11 protein-coding genes are annotated in these 21,905 nt (G+C 55.7%); 4 read left to right on the forward strand and 7 right to left on the reverse strand.

Annotation, left to right across the window (positions count from 1 at the left end; translation table 11 throughout):
- Window positions 1-9 precede the first annotated feature (9 nt).
- The 3 genes from recD to recC are packed head-to-tail and all read right to left on the reverse strand — an operon-like array spanning window position 10 to window position 9,286.
- Entirely contained in the window at window positions 10-1,884 is a 1,875-nt protein-coding gene (recD, locus tag ABHF33_RS00770) for an exodeoxyribonuclease V subunit alpha (RefSeq protein WP_348945172.1), read from the reverse strand.
- 14 nt (window positions 1,885-1,898) lie between these two features.
- Window positions 1,899-5,681, reverse strand: coding sequence for an exodeoxyribonuclease V subunit beta (gene recB, locus ABHF33_RS00775; RefSeq protein WP_348945174.1), 3,783 nt, complete (start codon window positions 5,679-5,681; stop codon window positions 1,899-1,901).
- Window positions 5,678-9,286: an exodeoxyribonuclease V subunit gamma gene (gene recC / locus ABHF33_RS00780; protein ID WP_348945175.1), complete on the reverse strand. Its 3,609-nt coding sequence runs from the start codon at window positions 9,284-9,286 to the stop codon at window positions 5,678-5,680. The genes recB and recC overlap by 4 nt, the downstream gene beginning before the upstream one ends.
- 226 nt (window positions 9,287-9,512) lie before the next feature.
- Here recC and ABHF33_RS00785 point away from each other — a divergent pair, with 226 nt between their 5' ends.
- Window positions 9,513-11,042, forward strand: coding sequence for a polysaccharide lyase (locus ABHF33_RS00785; protein WP_348945176.1), 1,530 nt, complete (start codon window positions 9,513-9,515; stop codon window positions 11,040-11,042).
- Between the two features lie 104 nt (window positions 11,043-11,146).
- On the opposite strand, the gene ABHF33_RS00790 is transcribed toward ABHF33_RS00785, so the two are convergent.
- Window positions 11,147-12,007, reverse strand: a complete 861-nt coding sequence (locus ABHF33_RS00790; protein ID WP_348945177.1) for an AraC family transcriptional regulator — start codon at window positions 12,005-12,007, stop codon at window positions 11,147-11,149.
- A gap of 860 nt (window positions 12,008-12,867) precedes the next feature.
- Entirely contained in the window at window positions 12,868-14,088 is a 1,221-nt protein-coding gene (locus ABHF33_RS00795; RefSeq protein WP_348945178.1) for an integrase core domain-containing protein, read from the reverse strand.
- An 807-nt stretch (window positions 14,089-14,895) separates the two neighbouring features.
- Here ABHF33_RS00795 and ABHF33_RS00800 point away from each other — a divergent pair.
- Window positions 14,896-15,438, forward strand: coding sequence for a hypothetical protein (locus ABHF33_RS00800; protein ID WP_348945179.1), 543 nt, complete (start codon window positions 14,896-14,898; stop codon window positions 15,436-15,438).
- 193 nt (window positions 15,439-15,631) lie between these two features.
- Here ABHF33_RS00800 and uvrC read toward each other — a convergent pair whose 3' ends face one another.
- Window positions 15,632-17,539: an excinuclease ABC subunit UvrC gene (gene uvrC, locus ABHF33_RS00805; RefSeq protein WP_348945180.1), complete on the reverse strand. Its 1,908-nt coding sequence runs from the start codon at window positions 17,537-17,539 to the stop codon at window positions 15,632-15,634.
- Between the two features lie 387 nt (window positions 17,540-17,926).
- Here uvrC and ABHF33_RS00810 point away from each other — a divergent pair.
- Window positions 17,927-19,089, forward strand: a protein-coding gene (locus ABHF33_RS00810) for an IS3 family transposase (protein WP_348945181.1) whose coding sequence is annotated in 2 segments (ribosomal slippage) — window positions 17,927-18,191 and window positions 18,191-19,089 — 1,164 coding nt in all. Because the reading frame shifts where the segments join, the coding sequence is not laid out codon by codon here.
- A gap of 195 nt (window positions 19,090-19,284) precedes the next feature.
- Here ABHF33_RS00810 and ABHF33_RS00815 read toward each other — a convergent pair.
- Window positions 19,285-20,193 carry a hypothetical protein gene (locus tag ABHF33_RS00815; RefSeq protein ID WP_348945182.1) on the reverse strand — a complete coding sequence of 303 codons (909 nt, stop codon included), beginning with the start codon at window positions 20,191-20,193 and terminating at the stop codon, window positions 19,285-19,287.
- 309 nt (window positions 20,194-20,502) lie between these two features.
- Between ABHF33_RS00815 and ABHF33_RS00820 the strand changes: the two genes are divergently transcribed.
- Window positions 20,503-21,858 carry a sodium-dependent transporter gene (locus tag ABHF33_RS00820; protein ID WP_348945183.1) on the forward strand — a complete coding sequence of 452 codons (1,356 nt, stop codon included), beginning with the start codon at window positions 20,503-20,505 and terminating at the stop codon, window positions 21,856-21,858.
- The last annotated feature ends 47 nt before the right edge of the window (window positions 21,859-21,905 follow it).

The raw sequence follows: 21,905 nt of genomic DNA on the forward strand, positions 1-21,905 counted from the left end.
CTTCAAAAATCAACGGAATTGTAGCAACCTCTCTGCCAGCCCCGATTGCCGTTCTACCCCGCGTCGGCTGGCTGCGGTGATCTGTGCTTCTTCGCCCCAGATGCTGACGCAGGTTTTGGCGCGGGTGATGGCGGTGTAAACCAGCTCGCGACTTAGGTGGCTGCGGCCTTCCTGTGGGCTGGGCAGGAGCAGCAGCACATGGGCGAATTCCGAACCTTGCGATTTATGCACCGTCATCGCAAAAGCGCTTTCTACGGCGGGCAGGCGCGAGGGTGAAATCCGGCGGGTTGCGCCGCCTGCAGATCCAGCCGCCGCGCCATCAGACGAAGGGAAATGCACCCAGAGCTTGCCATTTTCGTCGGGCAAGGTCAGGCCAATGTCGCCGTTGTAGAGTTCCAGATCATATAAATTCTGCGGCACCAGCACCGGGCGGCCTGCGTACCAGAGCTGATCGTTCATGCGCCGCCCTTGCTTGAGCAATTGCGCCTCGATCAGCGCGTTGATACGCGACACGCTGGCTGCGCCGTGGCGGATGGGGCTCAGCACGCGAAAGGCATCAAACGCTTTAAACACTGCCAGCGTCACCGCCAAAACATCAGCCGCCCCTCCCTGCTGCACGGCGGCAATATATTGATCGAGTGCCGCAAAATATGGCGCATAGCTGGCCATAATCAATGGCGCGATGTCCTGCTGCGCCGGATTTCCCGCCTGCCAGCGGATCGGGTAGGCTTTATCCTGCGCAACATCCTGCTTGGCGGCGTGCGCTTTGGCCAGCAGCTCGCTGATTTTGCGGATGTCGCCATGGTTGATGGCGCGGGCAAAATCAGCAATCGGGCCGGAAAAACGGTAGCTTTTATGCAAAGTCTGCACATGCTCGCCCAAGCGAGACTCGGTAAAACCTGCTTGTAGCGGCTGGCCAGTCAGCCGGGATAGCTTTGCTGCAAACTCGGGCGATAATCCTGCGCCAGCGCATAAATCCCCCATCACCGCCCCGGCCTCGACCGAAGCAAGCTGGTCTTTATCACCGAGCAAAATCAGCCGTCCGTGCGGCGGCATTGCATCGACGAGCTTGCTCATCAGCGCCAGATCAATCATCGACGCTTCGTCCAGCACCAGCACGTCGAGCACCAAGGGCTGCGCGGCATGATGGCGAAATTGCACCGAATTGAGCCGACTGCCGAGCAAGCGGTGTAGCGTGCTGGCGGTATCGGGTATCTGCGCGGCCATCTCGGGCGTGAGCAGACCATCATGGCTGAGTTTTTGTTTGCCCTGAAGAATCGCCTCCTGCATCCGCATCGCGGCCTTTCCTGTGGGGGCGGCCAACACGATTTTTAATGGCTGCTCGGCATTGATGATTTGCAACAGACTGAGCAATTTGATCAGTGTGGTGGTTTTGCCCGTTCCCGGCCCGCCGCTGATCAGCGTCAGCCTTTGGTGCAGTGCGGCGGCGACGGCGACCTTCTGCCAATCAATCTGCCGATCAATATCTTTTGAATCTGCTTTTTTTGAATTCTCTTCAAAAAAACGATCCAACTGAATCCGTAATTCCGCTTCGTCGGGCGCGGTTGGCGCATCACAGGCAATGCGCAATAGCTGCGCCGCCAGCCGCGACTCATACGCGTGATAACGCGCCAAATACAGCCGCTGATGCTCCACAATCAGCGGCGTAAAGCTGCCCGGCTCGCCGACTAGACCAGTACTTAGCCACGCCGCCGTATCGGCCTGCGGCGGCACGTTCACGCACACATCGCCACGCTCGCTGGCCTTGGCGAGTTCGCCTGCCAGCCCGAGCAAATCGGCCGGCGCATCAGGGCACTGCCGCAGCAACAAATCACACAAGGCGCTCGCAAAATCGACCGAAACACTCGGTGCATTATTTTTCATTAAAACCTGATCCATCATTGCCCCGCCCCCAGACCCAAGGCCTTGTTCAGCGCCTCGATTAAACCTACCGGGGGTTTATCAATGTAGGCACCATTATTCATAGCCTGCGACGACATACCCCGAATAAACAAATACACCACGCCACCAAAGTCGCGCTCGTAATCGTATTGCTCGCCCTTGCGTAGCTGCATAAACCGGTGCCATGCGCAGGTATAGAGCAAATACTGGAAGTAATAATGCGCATCGGCCATCACTTCGACTAGCGCTTCAGGCATATAGTCAGCCAGCGCGTCGCCCAGATGGTTGGATTTGTAGTCGGCAATAAAATATTGCCCCTGCCATTCGAACACCAGATCGACCACGCCATTGAGATAGGCGGCCATTTTCTCGGGCTTGAGCCGCTGCGCAGCGGCAATAAAACGCGGATCGACATTAAATTCAGGCTGCGCCAGCACGCGGCAGAAAGCGGGCAGATCAAAGCTCTGGCAGCCGAGCAAAAACGGCCATTCGTTCAGCCTTTGCATTTTGCTCAGCTGCTTCAGGCTGAAGGTGCCCCGCGATGAATCAGTCTGTAGCTCAATGGGCGCGGCCAGCACGTCCAGCAACCATTGCGCAACCTGAATCGGCAGCTCGCTGGGCCGCTCGGGATTGGACTGGTCTGGACTGATCTGGTCCGTCTCGGTGAGCAAACCCGCCCTGAGCAGCTGGCTTTCAACCAGAGAGCCGAGCGAGGCCACATCGTCGCGGGCAAAATCGGCGTGCTCCAGTATCGCATGCAAAGCCGTCCCCGCCTTGCTGCCGCGCGTAAAGGCAAAGCGCATCTCATCAGGCGCGGCCTCAGCATTGACGCTTGCTACCACTGGGCTAGCCAGATCATGATCTGCGCCGACTTCGGCCAAAGTGTCCGCACTGCCATGTGCACGCGTTAGCGAAGTAAAGCTCACCAGCCGCCACGGCGCAGCCAGGTATTTGCGGTTTAGAGTGGCGACGCTCAATGACGGCGTGGCGATGCTGGCCGCCTGCAAACGCTGACGCTCGGGCAGATCGCTGATTGTCAACGCACCAGGATCAGCCGTCATCAGTCGTTCAAACGCCGCCGTGATGCGGGTGGGCGACAAATCTTTCAGATTTTTTCGCAAAGGCTGGCCGCTCTCATCGCGCAGCACTTGCGATAGCGGTGCATTTTTCAGGCCGGATACCGAGCTTGAATGCAGCGATTCAAACGCTGGATACGCCAGATACAGCCTATGCTTGGCGCGCGTCACCGCCACATACAGCAGGCGCACCTGCTCGGCATAGGCTTCAAACTGCGCCCGTTCCAGATGCGATTTTTGCTCGCTGGTGCCAATGTCGATTTTCAGCTGCTCACCATCGCTCGCATCATGAAAATGTACGATATCGCTATCGCGAACCAGATCCTTTTTGCCTTTCCACGAAAACGGGCAAAACACCACCGGATATTCCAGCCCTTTTGACGCATGAATCGTCACCAGCCGCACACGGTCGGCATCGCTTTCGAGCCGCATTTGCTGCTGCTCGCCGCTTTGGCCGGGCTCGCTAATCTGGCGCGCCAGCCAGGCCAGCAACACTGCCGGGCTGGGTCGCGAGCGCGATTCCTGCTGGATCAGCTCGGCCACGTGCAGCAGATTGGTCAGGCGGCGCTCGCCATCGCCCTGATTGAGCAGATTCTGTGTCACATTGGCCTCAACCAGCCAGCGGCGAAATAGCGGCATAAAACCATTCTTGCGCCATTCATCCCGCCAGCTTTGCAAATGCTCGATCTGCTGCTGCCAGGCTTCGTCATCCTGCTGCAGCACCATTAAATCGGCCACGCTCATTCCCATCACGCGACTAACCAGCGCCTTGCGTAGCAGGCCGCTGTGCGCTGGCTCTTCAATCGCCGCCAGCATGGCGTATAAACCTGCCGCTTCATCGGAGGCAAAAACGCTTTCCCGCGTTTGCATCACGGCCGCAACGCCGCGTCTGGCCAGCGCCTTGCGTACCTGCTCGGCCTGCCGGTGGCTAGGCACCAGCACGGCGATGTCCTTGGGCGACAGTGCGCGCTCACCGATGAGCGCTTCTTCCCGGCTCGCGGCATTGAGCAGCGACGCGATTTCATCGCCAACGGCATTGATCAACGCTTTTTCAGCTGCCTCGCTGGTCCCGCCGTCAAACACCCAGGCGTGAATCGCCCCCTTACCATCGCTGCACTGCAGTTTTGACGCGCCAGAATGTTTGGCCAGAATCTCGGGGTGGCGGATTTTGTCTTCGACAAAGGCATCTTGCTCGCGGAACAGCGCATTCACAAAAGCGACAATGGCCGCGTCCGAGCGGAAATTGGTATCAATCGAATATTGTTCGTCAGCCTGTTCACGCGCATTCAGATAGGCGTACACATCGGCACCGCGAAAGGCATAAATCGCCTGCTTCGGATCGCCCACCATAAAGAACGGCGGCTTGTGACTGCTGCCGGTTTCTGCGTCAGTCAGCGTCTGGCCAAACAGCTGATTGATAATCGTAAATTGCGTCGGGTCGGTATCCTGAAATTCATCGACCAATGCGGCCTTGTAGCGCTGGCTGACTTTATCGGCCAGATGCTGGGCGCGGGTCGGGTTTTGCAGCGCAGCGGCCAGCGTGGTCAGGCTGTCGTCGAACGACATTTGCCCGCTAGCCGCCTTGCGGCGATGCAGCTCGCGGCGGACATACTCGCCAAAAGACAATTTCCAGTGATTTAGCCTTAATTCCCAATCAGCTGCGATGCTTTGCTCATTTAGAAAAACTTGCTCGGCAGCGACAAAAAAATCGTGTTTTGGCACGACCTCTTGAAAGGCCTTTTTCACCATTTTCACGATGTGGCTTTGCGTGACTTTTTCCCAGTCTTTAAACAGCCTCATACTCGGCGTATCCAGCTGCATCAGTCGATTCACCTGTGTCAGCCAGTTTTGCCACTTCTCAACGCTCAACTTATACGTGCCAGAGAAAATTTCGCCCGCCTGTGCATTCAATAACAGGGCTCTAATTTCTTTCTGATTCCAGCATTGGCGGCACTCAGCCCATAGCGTACTGTAACGGGTAAGCTGCTCTTGCTGATATTGCTCCGATGGCAAAGGTGCAAGAGGCAGAATATCGTCCGGGTTCAGCGATTTAAGGCGGCGGGCCAGCTCGCGTAAACCCGCATTATTTATCCCTTGCTGCTGCAAAAACAGCACCCATTCCGGCGCTGCGCCATACAGCTCGCTGCGCCAGAAATCGTTGCTGATCTCGGCGAGCAAATCGGTCTCGTCTTCCAGCAGCGTGCGGTCAAAATCATAACCGGCTTCAAAAGCCTGCTCGGACAGCAGCCGCTGGCAAAAACTGTGAATGGTCGAAATCGCCGCCTGATCGAGCGTCGCCAGCGCCAGCCGCAATTGTGCCAGCAGCGGCGCAGGGTCGAGATTTTCGGCCACAACCCGCCCCCAGACTTCGGCGCAAAAAGGCTCGGCTTCGCCGTTGATCAATACTGGTGACTGATCGATAAAGGTCTGTGTCAACTGCGCCAGCCTCAGCCGGATGCGGTCTTTCAGCTCGGCAGTGGCAGCCTTGGTGAACGTCACAACCAGAATACTCTCTGGGAGTAATCCTCGCTGCGCGTCATACGACGGAGCGCCCGGCACTATACTGGCACCTAAAATCAGACGCGCGTACAGGCCGGTGATATTGAAGGTTTTGCCCGTACCTGCGGACGCCTCAATCAGATTGCGGCCAGCGAGCGGCACTTCGTGGACTTTAAGCGGGGAAAATTTCAGTGCAGAATTCATTGCGCGGCCTCTCCTTCTTCCCAACCATCGGCCAAAAACTCATCCAGATCATCGTCCAGCGTGCGCTGCTGCAAGCAGGCGTACATCGGCAGCACAATTTGCTCGCACCAATACACAAACTGCTCGCGCTCCGGCTTATTGTCTGCGTCGAGTTGATCTAGCGGATCATCCGGCCAGAGCAGCTGGTTTTGCGGCTCCATCCATTCGCCATCAGCCATACCCGCGCGTTTAAAGCTCGGCGGCAGCCATTTTTTCAGTGCCGCGTCCCAGCGCTTTTCCTCATTATCGTGCTGCGCCCACGCCAGCGCGGTTTTCGGGAAAAACGGCAACGGTGCGCTCATTGCGGCGTGATAAAAGCGGACAAGATCAGCCAGATGATCACGCGCCTGCTCGGCGGCAATTGCCGGGAAATACAGTACGCGTTCGGGCGAGAGCCAGCGGGTTTCGCACTTAATTGCCCCCTCTGCCACAGCACTTGAAGCAGACTTAGATACAGACACACACAGCGCCAGATGCTCGATCCAGGCGCGCAAGACATCGCGCGAATAAATCTGGCTGCGCGCTACCAGCCGACCCGCTGGGTAGCAATCGGCCAGCCAGCCGGTGATGGTGGTTTTGTGGCCATCCACACTGAGCGAAATATCTACCGGCTGCGGCGGCAGCTCACCCTCGGCGCCGCCTTCGGGAGAACGATACTGCTGCAGCGCCAGACGCAACTCATCAGCGGCGTTCAATTGCGCATCAACGAGCAAATCGCCCGGCGTACCTAGGGGGGTATCACCCTGCGCAACAACCAGTGCCTTGGCTGCAAGGCCATACCTCAAGCCCAGATCACGAACGCGGCGATCTCGGAAGTCTTGCAGATCAAAGGCTTCGTCGTCGGGCAAGCTGCTTTCGATCTCGTCCAGATACAAAAACGCGCGGTAGCGCAGAAAATGCACCGCCGGTTTGCAGACACAAGCGGCCAGCTCATCGAGCAGCAACTCGGCAGGCAGGCTGAAAGGTGGGTACGCCGCTGGCACGGCCTTGGCTTCAACTTGCACGGCAGCAATTTGTGCCGCTGCAGCGCACCATAGCGGATTGAAAGATTGCAGGCGGGTATTGCCCTGAAATGCAGTCTGGCTAAAGGGTTGCAGCGGATACTGGGTGGTTAGCTGCGCAAGCAAATGCTCGCGGCGAACTTCCGGGGACGCGTCCAAATCACCTTCCAGCAAAAAGCCTTGCGCCACGCAATCGAGTACATCGCTGACCAGCACCGACGGCGGAAAATGCGCGTCGTCTTTCAAGCTGCGCCCCACCCACGACAGATACAGCTTCTCGCGCGCGGCGAGCAGAATATCGAGAAACAGATAGCGATCGTCCAGTCTGCGCGAGCGATCGCCCAGCTGCGGATGCTGCGCAATCAGATCAAAACCGGCATTGGGCGGATTGCGCGGAAAATCGGTTTCGTTCAGCCCCAGTACTGCAATCACGCGGAACGGCAGCCCGCGCATCGGCACCATGGTACAAAACGTCACGCCACGCGACATAAAGCCCGAACCACGGCTGCTGGTTTCAAAGCGGTGCGCCAGCCAATCTTTGACGACTTCACGCGGGATCAGGTGTGAGCGACTGCAGTCATCTTCGCTAGATTGATCCACAAGAGAAACAGGAGCATCGACGTCCCCCCCTTTGTCAAAGGGGGAAAACGCTGACATTTGATCCTCAGCTGCCAGCCCAGCCAATTGGGCTTCGTCGGCCAGCTCGCTCACTGCGCTGCGGATTGCGTCGGCCAGCTTGAGCTGGGTCTCGTCACCTTCGTCAAACTGGACAAAAGCATCGAGCAATTGCAACGCCGTATCGCGCCACGCAATCAGGCTGCGCGCTTGCGACAGCGCATCGCGCCAGACTTTGAGCGTAGCGATAAAGCGCATCAGTTTGGCCAGCAGCGCCGCTTGCGAGCCTTCCAGATCATCCCATGGCGCGATAGCCAAAGCAGCATCAGCCCCTCCAGCGCCAGACCACAGCGGTAGATCATCGCCTGCCAGCGCATTGGGCAGCGCCAGTCCAAGCAATAGTCTGTCCAGCCCGGCCTGCCAGGTGTTGGCCGCACCCATATCGGCCAGATCAAACTCGGCGCGGTGCGCAGCATCCAGCCCCCAGCGGATGCCAGCACTGGTAATCCAATGGCGCAAGGTGGGCAAATCGGCTAGCGCAATGCCAAAACGCGCCGCCACTTGCGGCGTTTCCAGCAGGCCATAAATCTCGTCGGCCTTGCAACGGCTCTCGGGCAGCGCCATTAATTGCAAAAACACCGCCACCGCCGGGCATTCCTGCTGCACCGTCAGATCGGCGATATTGAACGGAATATTCGGCGCGTTCGACGCTTTTGCCCCGCCAAACACTGCCTCGATCAGCGGCGCGTAGGGCTCCATTTGCGGCAGCAGCACGGCAATATCAGACGCGAGCAAGCTAGTATCAGCAGCCAGCATCGCCGCCAGCCTGTCGTGCAGCACTTCAACTTCGCGCATGGCGCTGTGGCAGACATGAAAAGTCAGCGACTGATCGGTTCTGGTGATCACGCGTGCACTCGCGGCATCGCGGTTAAACAGATTCAGAATGTCCGATTGCAGCGTGTGCAGCAGGCTGGGTTCAGCCTCGCTTTCAATCGGATCGGTAAACAGCCATTGCTCGCCGCCGCCCGCCCACGGAAAAGACTCGGTCACGGCGCGGTAAAAATCGCGCCCGGCCTTGCCCATGCTGGCGAGCAGCGGATGGCCAACGTCCAGATACATCGCCTCCTGCTGCTGGCCTTGTTGCTTCACAACTTCGCGGGCGATGACTTTCGGGCTGACAATCGCCCCCCACTCCTCGCGGCAGGGATTAAGCAGGAATAAATTCACGTCGATATGCTCGGCCAACGCCCCGAGTACATCGATATACGCGGGTGGCATACCGGCAATCCCAAAAACGGTAATGCGCTCGGGCAGCCGACGAGCCAGGCTGGAGCCGTCGGCCTGCCATTGCTGGAACAGGCGGACAAACATATCGGCGCGGTGTGGCGCCTGCGCCCCTCCTGCAGCCGCAGAATCGGCAACAATACTGGCTCTCACTTCCCGCCAGAGCGTCGCCTGCCAGGCTTCATCCGGCCCCAGGCCGACCAGCCGCCCGGCTTCCCACTCGGTGATCCAGTGGCTGCGAAAAACCAGATACTGGTCGAACACGTCAGCGAGCTTGCCCGCTAGCGCCATCCGCCGCCGCGCATCGCCCTCGGCCAGATAGGCGGCGACAATCGGGCTTGCCTCGCGGGCTTGCGACTGCGGCAATAAAGCAAACAGCCGCCATGCCAGCGGGCTGCTGCTATACGGCGATTGCGCCTGCAAATCAGGCATCGCGTCTTTGAGCAAAGACCAGACAAAACTGGCGGGCAGCTGAAAATCAATCCCTGCACAGATGCCAACCTGATCGGCCAGCTTGAAACGCAACCAGCGCTCCATCCCTTTGCTCGACACGATGATTTTCTCGCTGGCAAACGGGTCGGACAGCGGCACAGCAAACAGCGCCTGCAGCAGCAGAAACAGGTTTTCCAAGCGATTGGACTGGTAAATATTCAGGCGGGAGGTCATGGCGAGGTCCATTGAGATTGACAGCATTCTAACTGATTTGAGGGCTGACTTTAGCCTGACGACCTTCAAGCTTGTTGCAAATCGGCCCACTTCCCGCCCGCTTGTAAGCCAGGATTGACGGCTTACAAGCGAGTCCATACGCTCTGGACGCTGGCCATTCATTTGGCCAGCCCTACAAAAAAATCAAACGAGGAGACAGCCAGCTCACTGGCTGCAGGAGAACGCAATGAATGCATGGATCAAACCCGGCCTAATCGTGCTCGGGATGGTAAGTACACTGCACGCGAGTGCCGCGTGTCGAGGCAACTGGGCAGAGGGCCTGAGCTACGTGGCTGGCGATACGGTGCAATACCAAAGCAATGTGTATACCGCACAAGTCACCCACACCGCCTATATTGGCACCAACTGGAACCCGCTGGCCGCGCCGACATTGTGGAAAGCCGGCGGCACCTGTGGTGCAACGGCAAGCCCCACCCCCACTGTAAAACCCACCGCCACACCAACAGCAGTCCCCACAGCAACGCCAACTGTAAAACCAAGCGCAAGCCCAACTCTCAAGCCGACAGCTACCCCGCTGCTGACGACCAGCCCAAGTCCGACTCCGAAACCGACAGTGACACCGACTGCGACCCCTACTGCCACACCAACGGCAACGCCAGCGGCCACCTCAACTCCAACGGCCAGCCCGACACCCACACCTGTAAATACCGCGACGCCAACACCTGCCGTAACACCGCAGCCCGGTAGCGAGCCAAGCCAGATCATTCTGCGCAACCGCTTTGACCAGCACGCCACAGGTCTGTATCAGGCAGCACAATTTACCGCCGACTGGGGCATTGCGCCGGGTAGCTCGGCCGGTGTGTCCGCTGGTCGCCTGAGCATCGTGGCCGATCCGGCACAAGCTGGGAACAAGGTCTTGCGCGTTAGCTATATGGCCGGTCAAGTCGGCGGCAATTCAGCCATGACATTTGATGCGCCGCTGCCCGGCAATGCGAAGTCGCTGTTTTTGCAATACAAGCTGCGCTTTGACCAGAGCTTTAGCTGGGTCAAAGGCGGCAAACTGCCTGGCCTGGGCGGCGGCGATACGCCAAGTGGCTGTATCCAGAATGGCACTTTTGATGGCTTTACCACCCGGCTGATGTGGCGTGAAAACGGACTGGGCTTCCAGTATTACTATTTCCCGAACAAAGTCGAGCAATGCGGCGATTACGCAGGGCTGGCACGGCGCTTTGAAGCTGGCCGCTGGTACACGCTCACCCAGCAGGTGGTCCTGAACGATATCGGCCAGGCCAACGGAGAATTCCGTCAATGGATTGATGGCGAGCTGGTACTGGAAAACAAGGCCATGCTGCTGCGCAACGCAGCCAGCGTCAGCATTTCGGCCATCAAAATGGACACCTTCTTTGGCGGCAGCAGCAGTGACTGGGCACCGGCGAGCGAACAGTATGCGTATTTTGACGAGATTATCGTCAGCGCAGATTCACCGCTGGGTCTGGTTGACACCCGGGTTACACCACCCGTCTATAGCCACCCGATTGCGGCTTACCCGCAATGGCAAGCAGGCAGCATCTACACCGCCAATAGTGTGGTCTACCGCATTGATAGCAGCGGCAAATACCGCTACTTCAAGGCGCGCGGCTATACCGCAGCAGGCATTGACCCGCTCAACAGTCATCTGCTCGATCTCTATGTCGGCGTCTATTCCCCCATCCGTTTTGACACCGCACAGAAATGGATAGAGCTGAGTAAACCCTGATCACCAAGCAGGTCGGCATAAGAAGCTGCCATCCTGCATCACCGTATCTGCTGATCATGGCCATCGGTCATAGATCAGCAGAACTCAAACCAGACAGCAGCGCCTCAATCAGCAACCGCCAGCCAGATTTCAGTGCGCAGATCTTTTGGCTCGGTATTGCACGGATCATTCAGATACAGCTCAATGCCCGGCACCGACAGCGGCATTTCACCACTCTGTGGCAGCCACGTCGCAATCAGCCACTGGTAGGCTTTATCTAGCTCGCTATAAGCACCCCGATGCTCGATCACGGCATAACGCCCGGCCGGGATGTGCGTTCTGTGCAAATCCGGTGGCAATTGGCCCTCGCCCGTAATTTCAACGCAGGCATCCGAGTGCAATTGCGCACCGACAATGCCTTGCTGCACATCCGCCGGATCATCGTGATACAAGCCAAACCAGCGCGCATCCGGCATCAGAGGCAACTGCGGCGCAGCCAATTCAAGCAGGCTGAACGCCTCGCCAATATTCAAATAAGCGCCAAGATGCCGCCGCGCCGCCAAATGAATCGGCATTGCCAGGGTACGAAATTCAATTTGATACATGGCCATCTCCTGAGTGGTTTCAAAACGGGGGTGCTGGCGATGCAAGCGACGATATGCACCCGGCGTCATGCCGTAAGCAATCGCAAAAGCACGGACAAAGGCAGCACTACTTTGATACCCGGCACGCTGCGCCACGCGAAGCTGCGTTAAATCGCCGCGCATCAGATCGCGTGAAGCAAAATGCAAACGCACGCGCTGCTGCGTAGCCGCCACGGTTTCGCCCATCATTTCGCGATAAATCCGGTGAAAATGAAAAGGCGAAAAGTGCGCAATCTCGGCCAACTGCGCCGTAGTAAACGACCGCGCCGGGTCTTGCCACAAAGTGTGCACCACCCGAATCAAACGCCGTGCGTAGTCCTGCTGTGTCCTGACTTTATTCATCCTGCCCCCCAACACCACTGTAAGTGCAATCAATTGATTCAGGCTGCTCAATTGCCGCTAACAGCCGCCAAAACAGAACGCCAAACTACCATCGACACGCCTGCGATGGCAGGGGTATATAGAGGAAGATCAGTCTGTAATTGAATTTTCGAGCAACACCTAGGCACGTATATGCCGCAACCATCGGGGTGCACAACATCCCCGGTATCTGCGCCGAGCGAGGAACGGGCGGGGCGGGGTTTCGGTTGCGCCTGTTTTGTTAAGCACAACCGCCGCCCCGATCCGTCCGCAGCGATGGCATCGGCATCGCCGACACAGATGCCATCGTGGTATTGGCCTGCTGATGCAGGCGATAAACCGGCGGTTTCGCCCGCCGGACGAGCAAGGGACGGGTCTTGCGCCGTCCCTTGCAACCCCCGCGCGCCCGATCGCCGCGAAACCCCGTCCGTCCGGCAATTGGCAAGGCGACGCGGAAACTCGCGTTGCGCTAGCGTCGCAACGCTCAAACAGCCGCGTCTTAAAATGGCCCAAGGCCACAGTCTCCGCTAGGGCAACAAGTTGCCAAGCTCCGCCATGCCTTGCCAATCACCTCCCGAACGGCGCGTCTCCACGGGCAATCTGTGCTAATTAGCGCAGGGGTATATCCACCAAAGCCAAACCAAAATTAATTTTCAGAGCAACACCAAGACAGGTATGTGCCGCAATCGTCGGGCTGCGCCAATTCCCCTGCATCAGCGCCGAGCGAGGAACGGGCGGGGCGGGGTTTCGGCGGGGCCTGTTTTGTTAAGCCACGCCGCCGCCTCGACCCGTCCGCAGCGAGGGCATCCCGCGTAGCGGGACGCAGATGCGGGGTTGAAAGGTCAAGAACATAGGTTACACATTACTTCACCAACATGGGTGACACTTTTAATGTTAAATAATCTTAAATAATCGTTTTTTGCACCTTTCACTTCACGTTCATCGAGTGAACCCAGTCGAACTGGCCCGAAATACACATCCCAGATTCCTTCGTCCACCAGCTCTAATCCTATCCACTCATCTCGCAGCAAATAACCAATATAAACTCGTAAACTACGCCAATAAATCAAACCACTCTGGCAGACTCGCCCGCGCTCAAAGTAATCTGGATAAACCAACTCCGGCAGTTGTTCTGGGTAACTCCTTGTCGATTTTGCATAGGCGGAGCTCGGTACTTGCTGACCCAAGCCTTCATGCAAACGCCCCTCGTTATAATGCTGCCGAAACTCATCCAAACGCATTTGCTGCTGTACTAAATCAGCTGCGCCAACAGCCCCGATCCTTTGTTTTAAGGTGCGATGCATCCGTTCATGTCGCCCATTTTGCTGCGGCTGACCTGGTGTTATCCGCTCAGGAATGATCCCCAAGCGGATCCACCAAATCGCCAATTTGGATAGGCCGCCAACTCCAACACTGGCAAATGGACACCCATTATCACTACGAATCCGCTCGGGCAGCCCGTACTCCCGAAACAAGCGCTCAAAGACCGCTTTAGCGTCCGCTGTCGTCGTGTTGCACAGACCTTCACAGCTGAGTAAATAGCGACTGGCATGATCCATAACCGTGAGTGGGTAGCACCACTGGCCATTGCCCAACTTGAACTGCCCTTTGTAATCTACACTCCATAATTGATTTGCTTGATTCGCCACTTTTAGCGGCTTGATCGAGCGTACCGTTCGTGCCACCCTGCTGCGGCTTTTAACGCATCCTGCGCTTTTTAAAATATTGTAAATCGTCGTCTGCGACGGGGTCTGAGCCTCACCAAATTGAGCCAGCAGCAAAGGTTGGATTTTCTTTGCCCCAAGTACGTCGCCTTTATAATTCCTAAACTTCAGCACCGCCTCACGCACAATATATGGGGTAACAGCAGGTGCATGAGGCCGACGGCTGCGCTCTTGCAAGCCATCAATCCCCTGTGCGCGATAGCGCTGCACCCATTTATATCCCGTTTTGCGGCTGATCCCATACAACCCGCACAGTGCCTTGAATGCCAGATCACCGCGCAAGTAATCTGCGATAAATTTCACCTTCTCATCCATTGGTTTCACCTCTTGCCACGGCATAGCGTGCTCCGGTTGCGCGTATCACAGACCAGAGAAAGTGTTACCTATGTGTTTGAAGTAATGTGTTACCTATGATTGTGAACCGTACCGGTCGCCTTTCTTTGCTGACTTTCTTTGGCGAAGCAAAGAAAGTCAGTGCCGCGGCGCACAGCCGCCAATGCTCATTGATTAAGTGTTGCAGACAAAGATAAACAACGTAGGACGCGGTTAGCCAAAGGCGTAACCGGCCAACGAGTACCCGAATCAACAGACATCAATAAGCGCGGGTCAAGACCCGCCCTACACGGCTAACAGTCGCCAAAGCAAAACGCCAAACCATCATCAACACGCCTGCGATGGCAGGGGTATATAGAGAAAAATCAGTTTGCAATTGAATTTCAGAGCTACACCTAGGCATGTATATGCCGCAACCATCGGGCTGCACAACATCCCTGGTATCTGCGCCGAGCGAGGAATGGGCGGGGCGGGAATTCGGTTGCGCCTGTTTTGTAAAGCGGGGTAGCCGCTCGATGCTCGTTGATTAAGTGCTGCAGACAACGAAAAATAACGTAGGGCGCGGTTAGCCGAAGGCGTAACCCGCCAATCAATATCCGAATCAGCAAACAATCAATCCGAGCGGGTCGAGACCCGCGCTACACAACTGCCGGTCTGCGCCACGGAACGCGCAATGATAGAATCGTACCAACGGCAGTTTGATTAATACTTGCAGACAATGAAATAACGGTTTCGCGGTGAACGTTGGACTTCATTGCATGAAGCCCTGTCCACAGTACAAATCACGCTCAATATTGTCTTGGAATAAAAACTATGACTAAGACCAAAAGAACAATGCAGGCACTTTCTTACGGCATTAAACAACCATCCGATCTACTCGCGAAGCTGAAGTGGGATGCCGATAAACTAACAGAATCACCAAAGCCTTACGATGTATTTAACTTTGTAATACTGCCTCAGTGCTCGCCGAGTGGATTCAGCAGTTTTACCACACGAATGAAGGGTCTCAATCCTTTGCATCTCCAAGTAAAAACAAAAAGAGAACATCTTGGCTATTGCCAGAAACTTCATCACAGTGGATTAGCGACACAACTTGCCTCCCTAATCCACATCGTGACTTCAAACACCATGTCAACAATGTACTCGAGATATGCAGCCACACCGCAAACGCTAGCAAACACTTTCACTGGCACGATGGAAGGAATATTCAGGCAATTGGTGCAGATCCAGCGATTGGTAATTGGGATCAGTGGTATTTCACCTCAACAGCGCCCGATCTCTACATTGACTACAAAGGAGAAAACTACGGCCTTCAACAAATCAAGAGCATCCTTGTGCAGTTCTTTACGGGCCTAATCGCGTACCTTGAGCAACTCAAAACCTAAGTAGTGTGCGCAAATCTTGATTTATGCGCGCAGAATCGTGCCATAAGTGTCCCTAGCTATTTATTCAAGCAGCTTAGAGCGTAGTCATCTTCAACACTACACCAGTAAAGGCATCACTTCTGGCGCATTTTCACCTAACGGCAAAACCACCCACACCAAGTACATTACCCTCGCAACGCCGCATAAATCTTCTCCGCCAGCGCTTCATTAATCCCCTCCACCGCCGCCAAATCATCGACACTCGCCGCTTTTACGCCTTGCAGCCCACCAAAACGGGCGAGTAGTTTTTGTCGGCGTTTGGGGCCGATGCCTTCGATGTCTTCCAATGTGCTGGCGACGCGGGCTTTGGCGCGGCGGGCGCGGTGGCCGGTGATGGCGAAGCGATGTGACTCGTCACGAATTTGTTGTATCAGATGCAGGCCAATGTGGTCACGTTTAAGCTGAATGGTTTTACCGAGGCGCGGGATGATGAGCTGCTCCAAGCCCGCCTTTCGAGTCTCCCCCTTGGCAACGCCGATAATCCACGGCTCGTTCAGACCAATCTCTTCCATCACTTCCAGCGCGACACCAAGCTGGCCTTTGCCGCCGTCGATCAAAATGACGTCGGGGATTTTGCTGTCTGCACCGCCTTCCCCTGCGGCGAGTTTTTCATAGCGGCGAGTTAGCACTTGACGCATCGCGGCGTAGTCGTCACCCGGCGTAATCGGCTCAAAGCCTGCATCACCGCCCTTTTTCAAACCATCGCCCAGCGAAGTCGTCGTGGCGATATTAAAGCGGCGATATTGCTTGGGCTGCATGTCCTGATTGTCATAGACGACGCACGAGGCGACGGTGAGCTCGCCCATCGTGTGCGAGATATCAAAGCATTCAATCCGCTGCGTTTCATCGGGCAGGCCCAGCGCTTCAACCAGCGCGGCCAGCCGCCCGGCTTGCGAGGCTTGCTGCGTTTTGCGCTGGAGTATAGCCAGCTGCGCGTTCTTGGCCGCCATCTCCAGCCATATACGTCGCTCACCGTTTGGATTGCTATTGATGATGACGCGCCTGCCCGTCTGCTCGGACAATGACGCCATCAGGATGCTGGCGTTTTCCGGCTCGGGGCTGCAGAAAATCAGCGGCGGTACGGTACGCTCCAGATAATGCTGCGCGATAAAGGCGCTGAGCGCTTCAGCGGTGCTGTAATCATCGGCGTGGCTGGGGAAAAGATTTTTGTCGCCCACATGCCGCCCGCCGCGCACCATCGCCAGATTCACACATAGCACGCCGCCCTCTTCCACACAGGCCAGAATATCGGCGTCGCCATCGCTGCTATTGCTCGACACAAATTGCTTCTCTTGCACCTTGGCCAGCGCCTGAATCTGATCGCGCACCGCGGCGGCGGCTTCAAATTCCCAGTTGGCTGCGAGCGTTTGCATCCGCGTTTCGAGTTGCTGCAGCACTTCGTTTTCCTTGCCGGATAAAAACAACATCGCGTTGTTAACGTCGGCGCGGTAATCCTCGGGCGAAATGGCATTAATGCACGGCGCGGAGCAACGCTTGATCTGATGCAGCAAACAGGCGCGGGAGCGGTTGCTAAACACCGAGTCTTCGCAAGTACGCAGCTGAAATACTTTTTGCAGTAACTGAATACTTTCTTTTACGACATAGCCATTCGGAAACGGGCCGAAATAAGTGTGGCGTTTATCGAGCGCGCCGCGATAGTAGGCCAAGCGCGGCGAAGCGTGGCCGGTGAGTACCAGATAGGGATAGCTTTTGTCGTCGCGGAACAGAATGTTGTAGCGCGGCGATAGTGCCTTGATCAGATTGTTTTCCAGCACCAGCGCTTCGGCTTCGGAGCGCACCACGGTGGTTTCCAGCGTCGCCACCTGCGCGAGCATCAAGCGAATGCGCGGGCTGTGGTCGTTTTTATTGAAATACGAGCCAACGCGCTTTTTCAGGCTGATCGCCTTGCCGACATACAACACCGTACCGTCCGCGCCGATATAGCGATACACACCGGGCAGATCAGGTAGGTTTTTAACTTGCAATAACAGGGCTTCGCGTTGCGGGTCGGTGTCGGCTGGATTAGTGGTCATTACGGCGTAGGGTAAAGTGGTTCAACCCCGTAATTATGCCTGCGTTTGGCGCGGAGGCTGTTGACGTTTACTGAGCAGCGCCGATTAGAAAGCAAGTAGGACAGAACGCCGCGGGGAGTTCATCCGGAGGATAGGCCGTCAATCAATGACTGCATACTCAGCAATGTTGATCAGCTCCCCCTGCCCTGCGTGACTACCACGATGCATTCGAAGGACTTGTGTAGAAACTCATGCAATCAAGAGAGAGGAGATAATCAGTGCGAACTCAAGGTGCCCAAAGTATTAAAACAAAATTTGAACATGCTCGCACGAACCCAATCTGTTGTGGTTCAATGATTTCGGACACCAACTTAGGTGGTAATCTCGCCACCATTAACGAGGTGTTTCATGAGCAAAGTTCGCAGGACATTTACCCCGGAATTTAAAGCCGAAGCCGCCAGTCTGGTCGTCGATCAAGGCCACACGGTGTCACAAGCCAGTAAGGCGATGAACGTCGGCGAGAACATACTGCGTCGCTGGATTAAGCAGCTGAAACAGGAAAGACAGGGCATCACGCCGCAGGCCAGAGCACTCACGCCAGACCAGCGTCGCATTCAGGAGCTCGAAGCGCGCATTGATCGGCTGGAATGGGAGAAAGCCCTGTTAAAAAAAGCCACAGCTCTCTTAATGGCGGACGAACTCAATCGTACGCGCTGGTAGACCAATTAAGTGAGCATGAACCCGTAGAAATGGTCTGCAGCACCTTCGGTATTTGCCGTTCCAGTTATTACCATTACCGGCATCGACGCCAGCATATTGATCGTGAACGAATCGAGTTGCGCGCCAAAGTACGCAATCTGTTTAAGCAAAGCCGAAATGCGGTAGGCAGCCGCAGTCTAGTCTGGATGCTGGCGACTGAAGGCATTACGGCTGGCCGATATAAAGTGCGCCAGCTCATGCGAGAAGCCGATTTGCAGTGCAAACAGCCAGGCGCGCATCGCTACAAAGTCCACAAAGATGAACGTCCAGACATTCCGCACTTATTGCAGAGGGCGTTTAATCCGGAGCAACCGAATCAGGTCTGGTGTGGCGATGTCACCTATATTTGGGCGGGCAATCGTTGGATTTATCTGGCCGTGGTGCTGGATTTGTTTGCCCGTTGCGTGGTGGGCTGGGCGCTCAGTGAGCACCCGGATGCCGAGCTAGTCAGCCGTACGTTAGATCATGCCTGGCAACAGCGTGGCCAGCCACTGGGGGTGATGTTTCACTCGGATCAGGGTAGCCAATATGGCAGTCGGTTGTTTAGGCAACGGATATGGCGCTACCGGATGCAGCAAAGCATGAGCCGGCGCGGGTGCTGTTGGGATAATGCGCCGATGGAGCGGCTATTTCGCAGTCTTAAAACAGAATGGATACCAAAGCCTGGGTATGAATCCGCAGAAGAAGCCAGGCGGGATATTGGCGTTTACCTGATGGCGTATTACAACTGGCAGCGGCCACACACCGCCAATGGCGGGCTAGCCCCTGCCATTAAGGAAAGACAACTTAATTTACTGTCCGAGAATTGTTGACCACAACAATCATCACATCATGTTGCAGTGATCTGCTACCTGATTGGTAATCAGCCTAGAGCAATTACGATGATGTGAGATAAACGGTGGGCTGCACAAGCAAAGCCCACCGCAATATGATCAGGTAACGATTAGATAAAATGCACTGATCGCCGCTCGATCAGCGCATGCAGCATCGCAGCGTAATCTGTTTGCCTAGTCGATGCTTTCGCCGTAAGCCTGCCCTTGATAAGTAAAACCGCGAAGGGTGTTGATATTACTCACCCCCCAATCAGCTTTTCCTGTGGAATCTCGCACATCCAGTTCGTGATACAAAAATTTTGCAGCAATATCCGGATTAATCAGCCAAGCCTGATGATTCCAATAGACTGAGTCCAGCTCTCCATCGCTGCTACCTTGGGTCAACACAAGGCAAGTTTGCACGGTGCCAAGTGGAGTTTTGATGGTTTGTAGTCCACCATAACTGTAATTTATTGAGATAGTTTTGGCATTGCCACTTCGGTAGTACTGGGTAGTAGCAGCCGTCTGAATTGTACCAAATGTAAGAGTTGCAGCATTGTACTTGTTAGCCGGAACAGGACGATAACCATACCAATCGTACTTTTCATCACTCCAACCCACATAGCCATAGCCGTCAACGAGATAATGATCATAGCCTTTGTCATAAACGGTATTGTCGTGCTTGGTAATGATATAGGGCTCACGAATTACATTTAGATCTTTCCATCGATAAGGAGCGCTTTCCTGCTTGATGAGCAGTGTGCCATTGAGTGGATCAGATCCTACACGATGGGTAGTGTATTTCAGTGCTTTCCCGGCAGGAGCTGGGCGGCCTTGTAGTTGATTCGCGGGCAGGTTAGCAAAACATTCAGCCAGACTATTGGCAACATTCGACGCACTACCCGGTGCAGTGGTTGGGCTTGCCTCGAGCAGGCTAAAGCGCCCGTCATCTTGCTGTTGCAGCTTCGCCGCATACCAAGTGCCACCAACGTTCACGTGAGGCATCTCCAGCATTCCTGTTGCCGGCGCATAACTAGGTTCTGCGGCAAAAACTAGCGGGCTTAATAAACTGGCAGCGAGTAATGAGTGGGTTAGATTGAGCATAACAAACCTTTCAGAACTATTAAATTTTAGCCCGCATTTATACCGTGCTTAAACCGAGTTAGTACAATCAAATAAGATTGAACAATTGATATTGTTGCTTTTTTATTAACTCGATTGAAAGAACACGCCGTCTAACGACGATTGGCCTGCACAGAATCAGCCTGAGGAAAGCCAAAGCTCATCATGCCTGCGCAAAATCAAATTTGCCGCAAATCAACACCCTGCCGCTATGCAAAACGGGTTTTCCCGAATGGACAGCTTACAGGCATAAATCGAAGATGGTGTACCGCAAAAATAAAGGGGCAGGCCATGAGCCAAAACCGTGATGGATTCACTTCGACCTTTGGCGTACTCGTCGCCACCTTGGGCTCGGCCGTTGGGCTGGGCAATATCTGGAAGTTTCCGTATCTGACTGGCACCAATGGCGGCGCCAGCTTTCTGGTCGTGTATTTGCTGGCGACCTTGCTGGTGGCGCTGCCGGTGATGATTGCCGAAATCATGCTGGGCCGCGCTTCGCGTGCCAATGCGGTGACAGCTTTTGAGCAACTGGCGCCCAAAAGCCAGAAATTCTGGACCGTAATCGGCTATATGGGGCTGGTGTCGGCGGTGCTGATTCTGGCTTTTTATACCGGCGTGGCGGGCTGGGTGTTTGCCTATATTTTCAAATCGATCACCGGCGCGATTCACAGCACCGATCCGGCCACGGCCAAGGCGGCATTTGGCGAGATGGTGTCCAACCCGACTCAGGCGCTGTTCTGGCAATGGGTGGTGCTGGCCTGGACTGGCGCGATCATTATGATGGGCGTGTCCAAAGGCATTGAGGCGGTGGCAAAAAAACTCATGCCACTGCTGTTTTTGCTGCTGGTTTTGCTCTGTATCCGCAGCCTGACTTTGCCCGGCGCGATGGAAGGCGTGAAGTTTCTGTTTGCGCCGGACTTTAGCAAGATCACCGCGCCGGTGGTGCTGACCGCAGTCGGGCTGGCGTTTTTCAAATTATCCATCGGCATGGGCACCATGCTCACTTACGGCAGCTATTTCCGTCAGGAGCAAAACATCCCCGCCACCGCCACGCGCGTCATGCTGGCCGATTTGTCGGTGTCACTGCTGGCGGGCCTGGCGATTTTCCCGGCAGTGTTTGCTTTCGGTTTTGAGCCATCAGCGGGCCCGTCGCTGGTGTTTATGACGATACCGGCGGTATTTGCCAGCATGCCATTTGGCACGGTGTTTATGGCGCTATTCTTTGTGCTGGCCGCGATTGCTGCCACCGGCGCGATTCTGTCGATTCTGGAAGTGCCGGTCGCGATGATGAGCGAGCGCTTTGGCTTTAGCCGTAAAAAAGCCACGGCCATTTCGGTGGGTGTGATTGGCCTGTTTGGCGTACCCGCGTCGCTGTCGTCATCGCTAAGTGCCGATATGAAGCTCTTTGGCCTAAACGCATTTGATCTGTTTGATTACATCAGCTCGAATATCCTGATGCCGCTGGGCGGGATTCTAATCTGCCTGTTCGTCGGCTGGGTGTACGGCCTGCCGCAATTGAAAAAGCAGCTGAGCAATAACGGCACACTGAACAATAGCTTTGTGATCAAAGCGGTGTTTGTACTGGTGCGCTATATCACGCCCGTGCTGATTGGCGTAATCATGCTGCGCGGGCTGGGCGTATTCTAAACAAGCCGCCAGCACCTGCCACAAGCTGCAGCGCGGGTGATTATGCA

This window comes from Chitinibacter sp. FCG-7 (assembly GCF_040047665.1).
GTDB lineage: Bacteria > Pseudomonadota > Gammaproteobacteria > Burkholderiales > Chitinibacteraceae > Chitinibacter > Chitinibacter mangrovi.

Coding starts and splice junctions, on each gene's coding strand:
- recD (WP_348945172.1), bottom strand. CDS start 1,884: ATGAAAAATAATGCACCGAGTGTTTCGGTCGATTTTGCGAGCGCCTTG.
- recB (WP_348945174.1), bottom strand. CDS start 5,681: ATGAATTCTGCACTGAAATTTTCCCCGCTTAAAGTCCACGAAGTGCCG.
- recC (WP_348945175.1), bottom strand. CDS start 9,286: ATGACCTCCCGCCTGAATATTTACCAGTCCAATCGCTTGGAAAACCTG.
- ABHF33_RS00785 (WP_348945176.1), top strand. CDS start 9,513: ATGAATGCATGGATCAAACCCGGCCTAATCGTGCTCGGGATGGTAAGT.
- ABHF33_RS00790 (WP_348945177.1), bottom strand. CDS start 12,007: ATGAATAAAGTCAGGACACAGCAGGACTACGCACGGCGTTTGATTCGG.
- ABHF33_RS00795 (WP_348945178.1), bottom strand. CDS start 14,088: ATGCCGTGGCAAGAGGTGAAACCAATGGATGAGAAGGTGAAATTTATC.
- ABHF33_RS00800 (WP_348945179.1), top strand. CDS start 14,896: ATGACTAAGACCAAAAGAACAATGCAGGCACTTTCTTACGGCATTAAA.
- uvrC (WP_348945180.1), bottom strand. CDS start 17,539: ATGACCACTAATCCAGCCGACACCGACCCGCAACGCGAAGCCCTGTTA.
- ABHF33_RS00815 (WP_348945182.1), bottom strand. CDS start 20,193: ATGCTCAATCTAACCCACTCATTACTCGCTGCCAGTTTATTAAGCCCG.
- ABHF33_RS00820 (WP_348945183.1), top strand. CDS start 20,503: ATGAGCCAAAACCGTGATGGATTCACTTCGACCTTTGGCGTACTCGTC.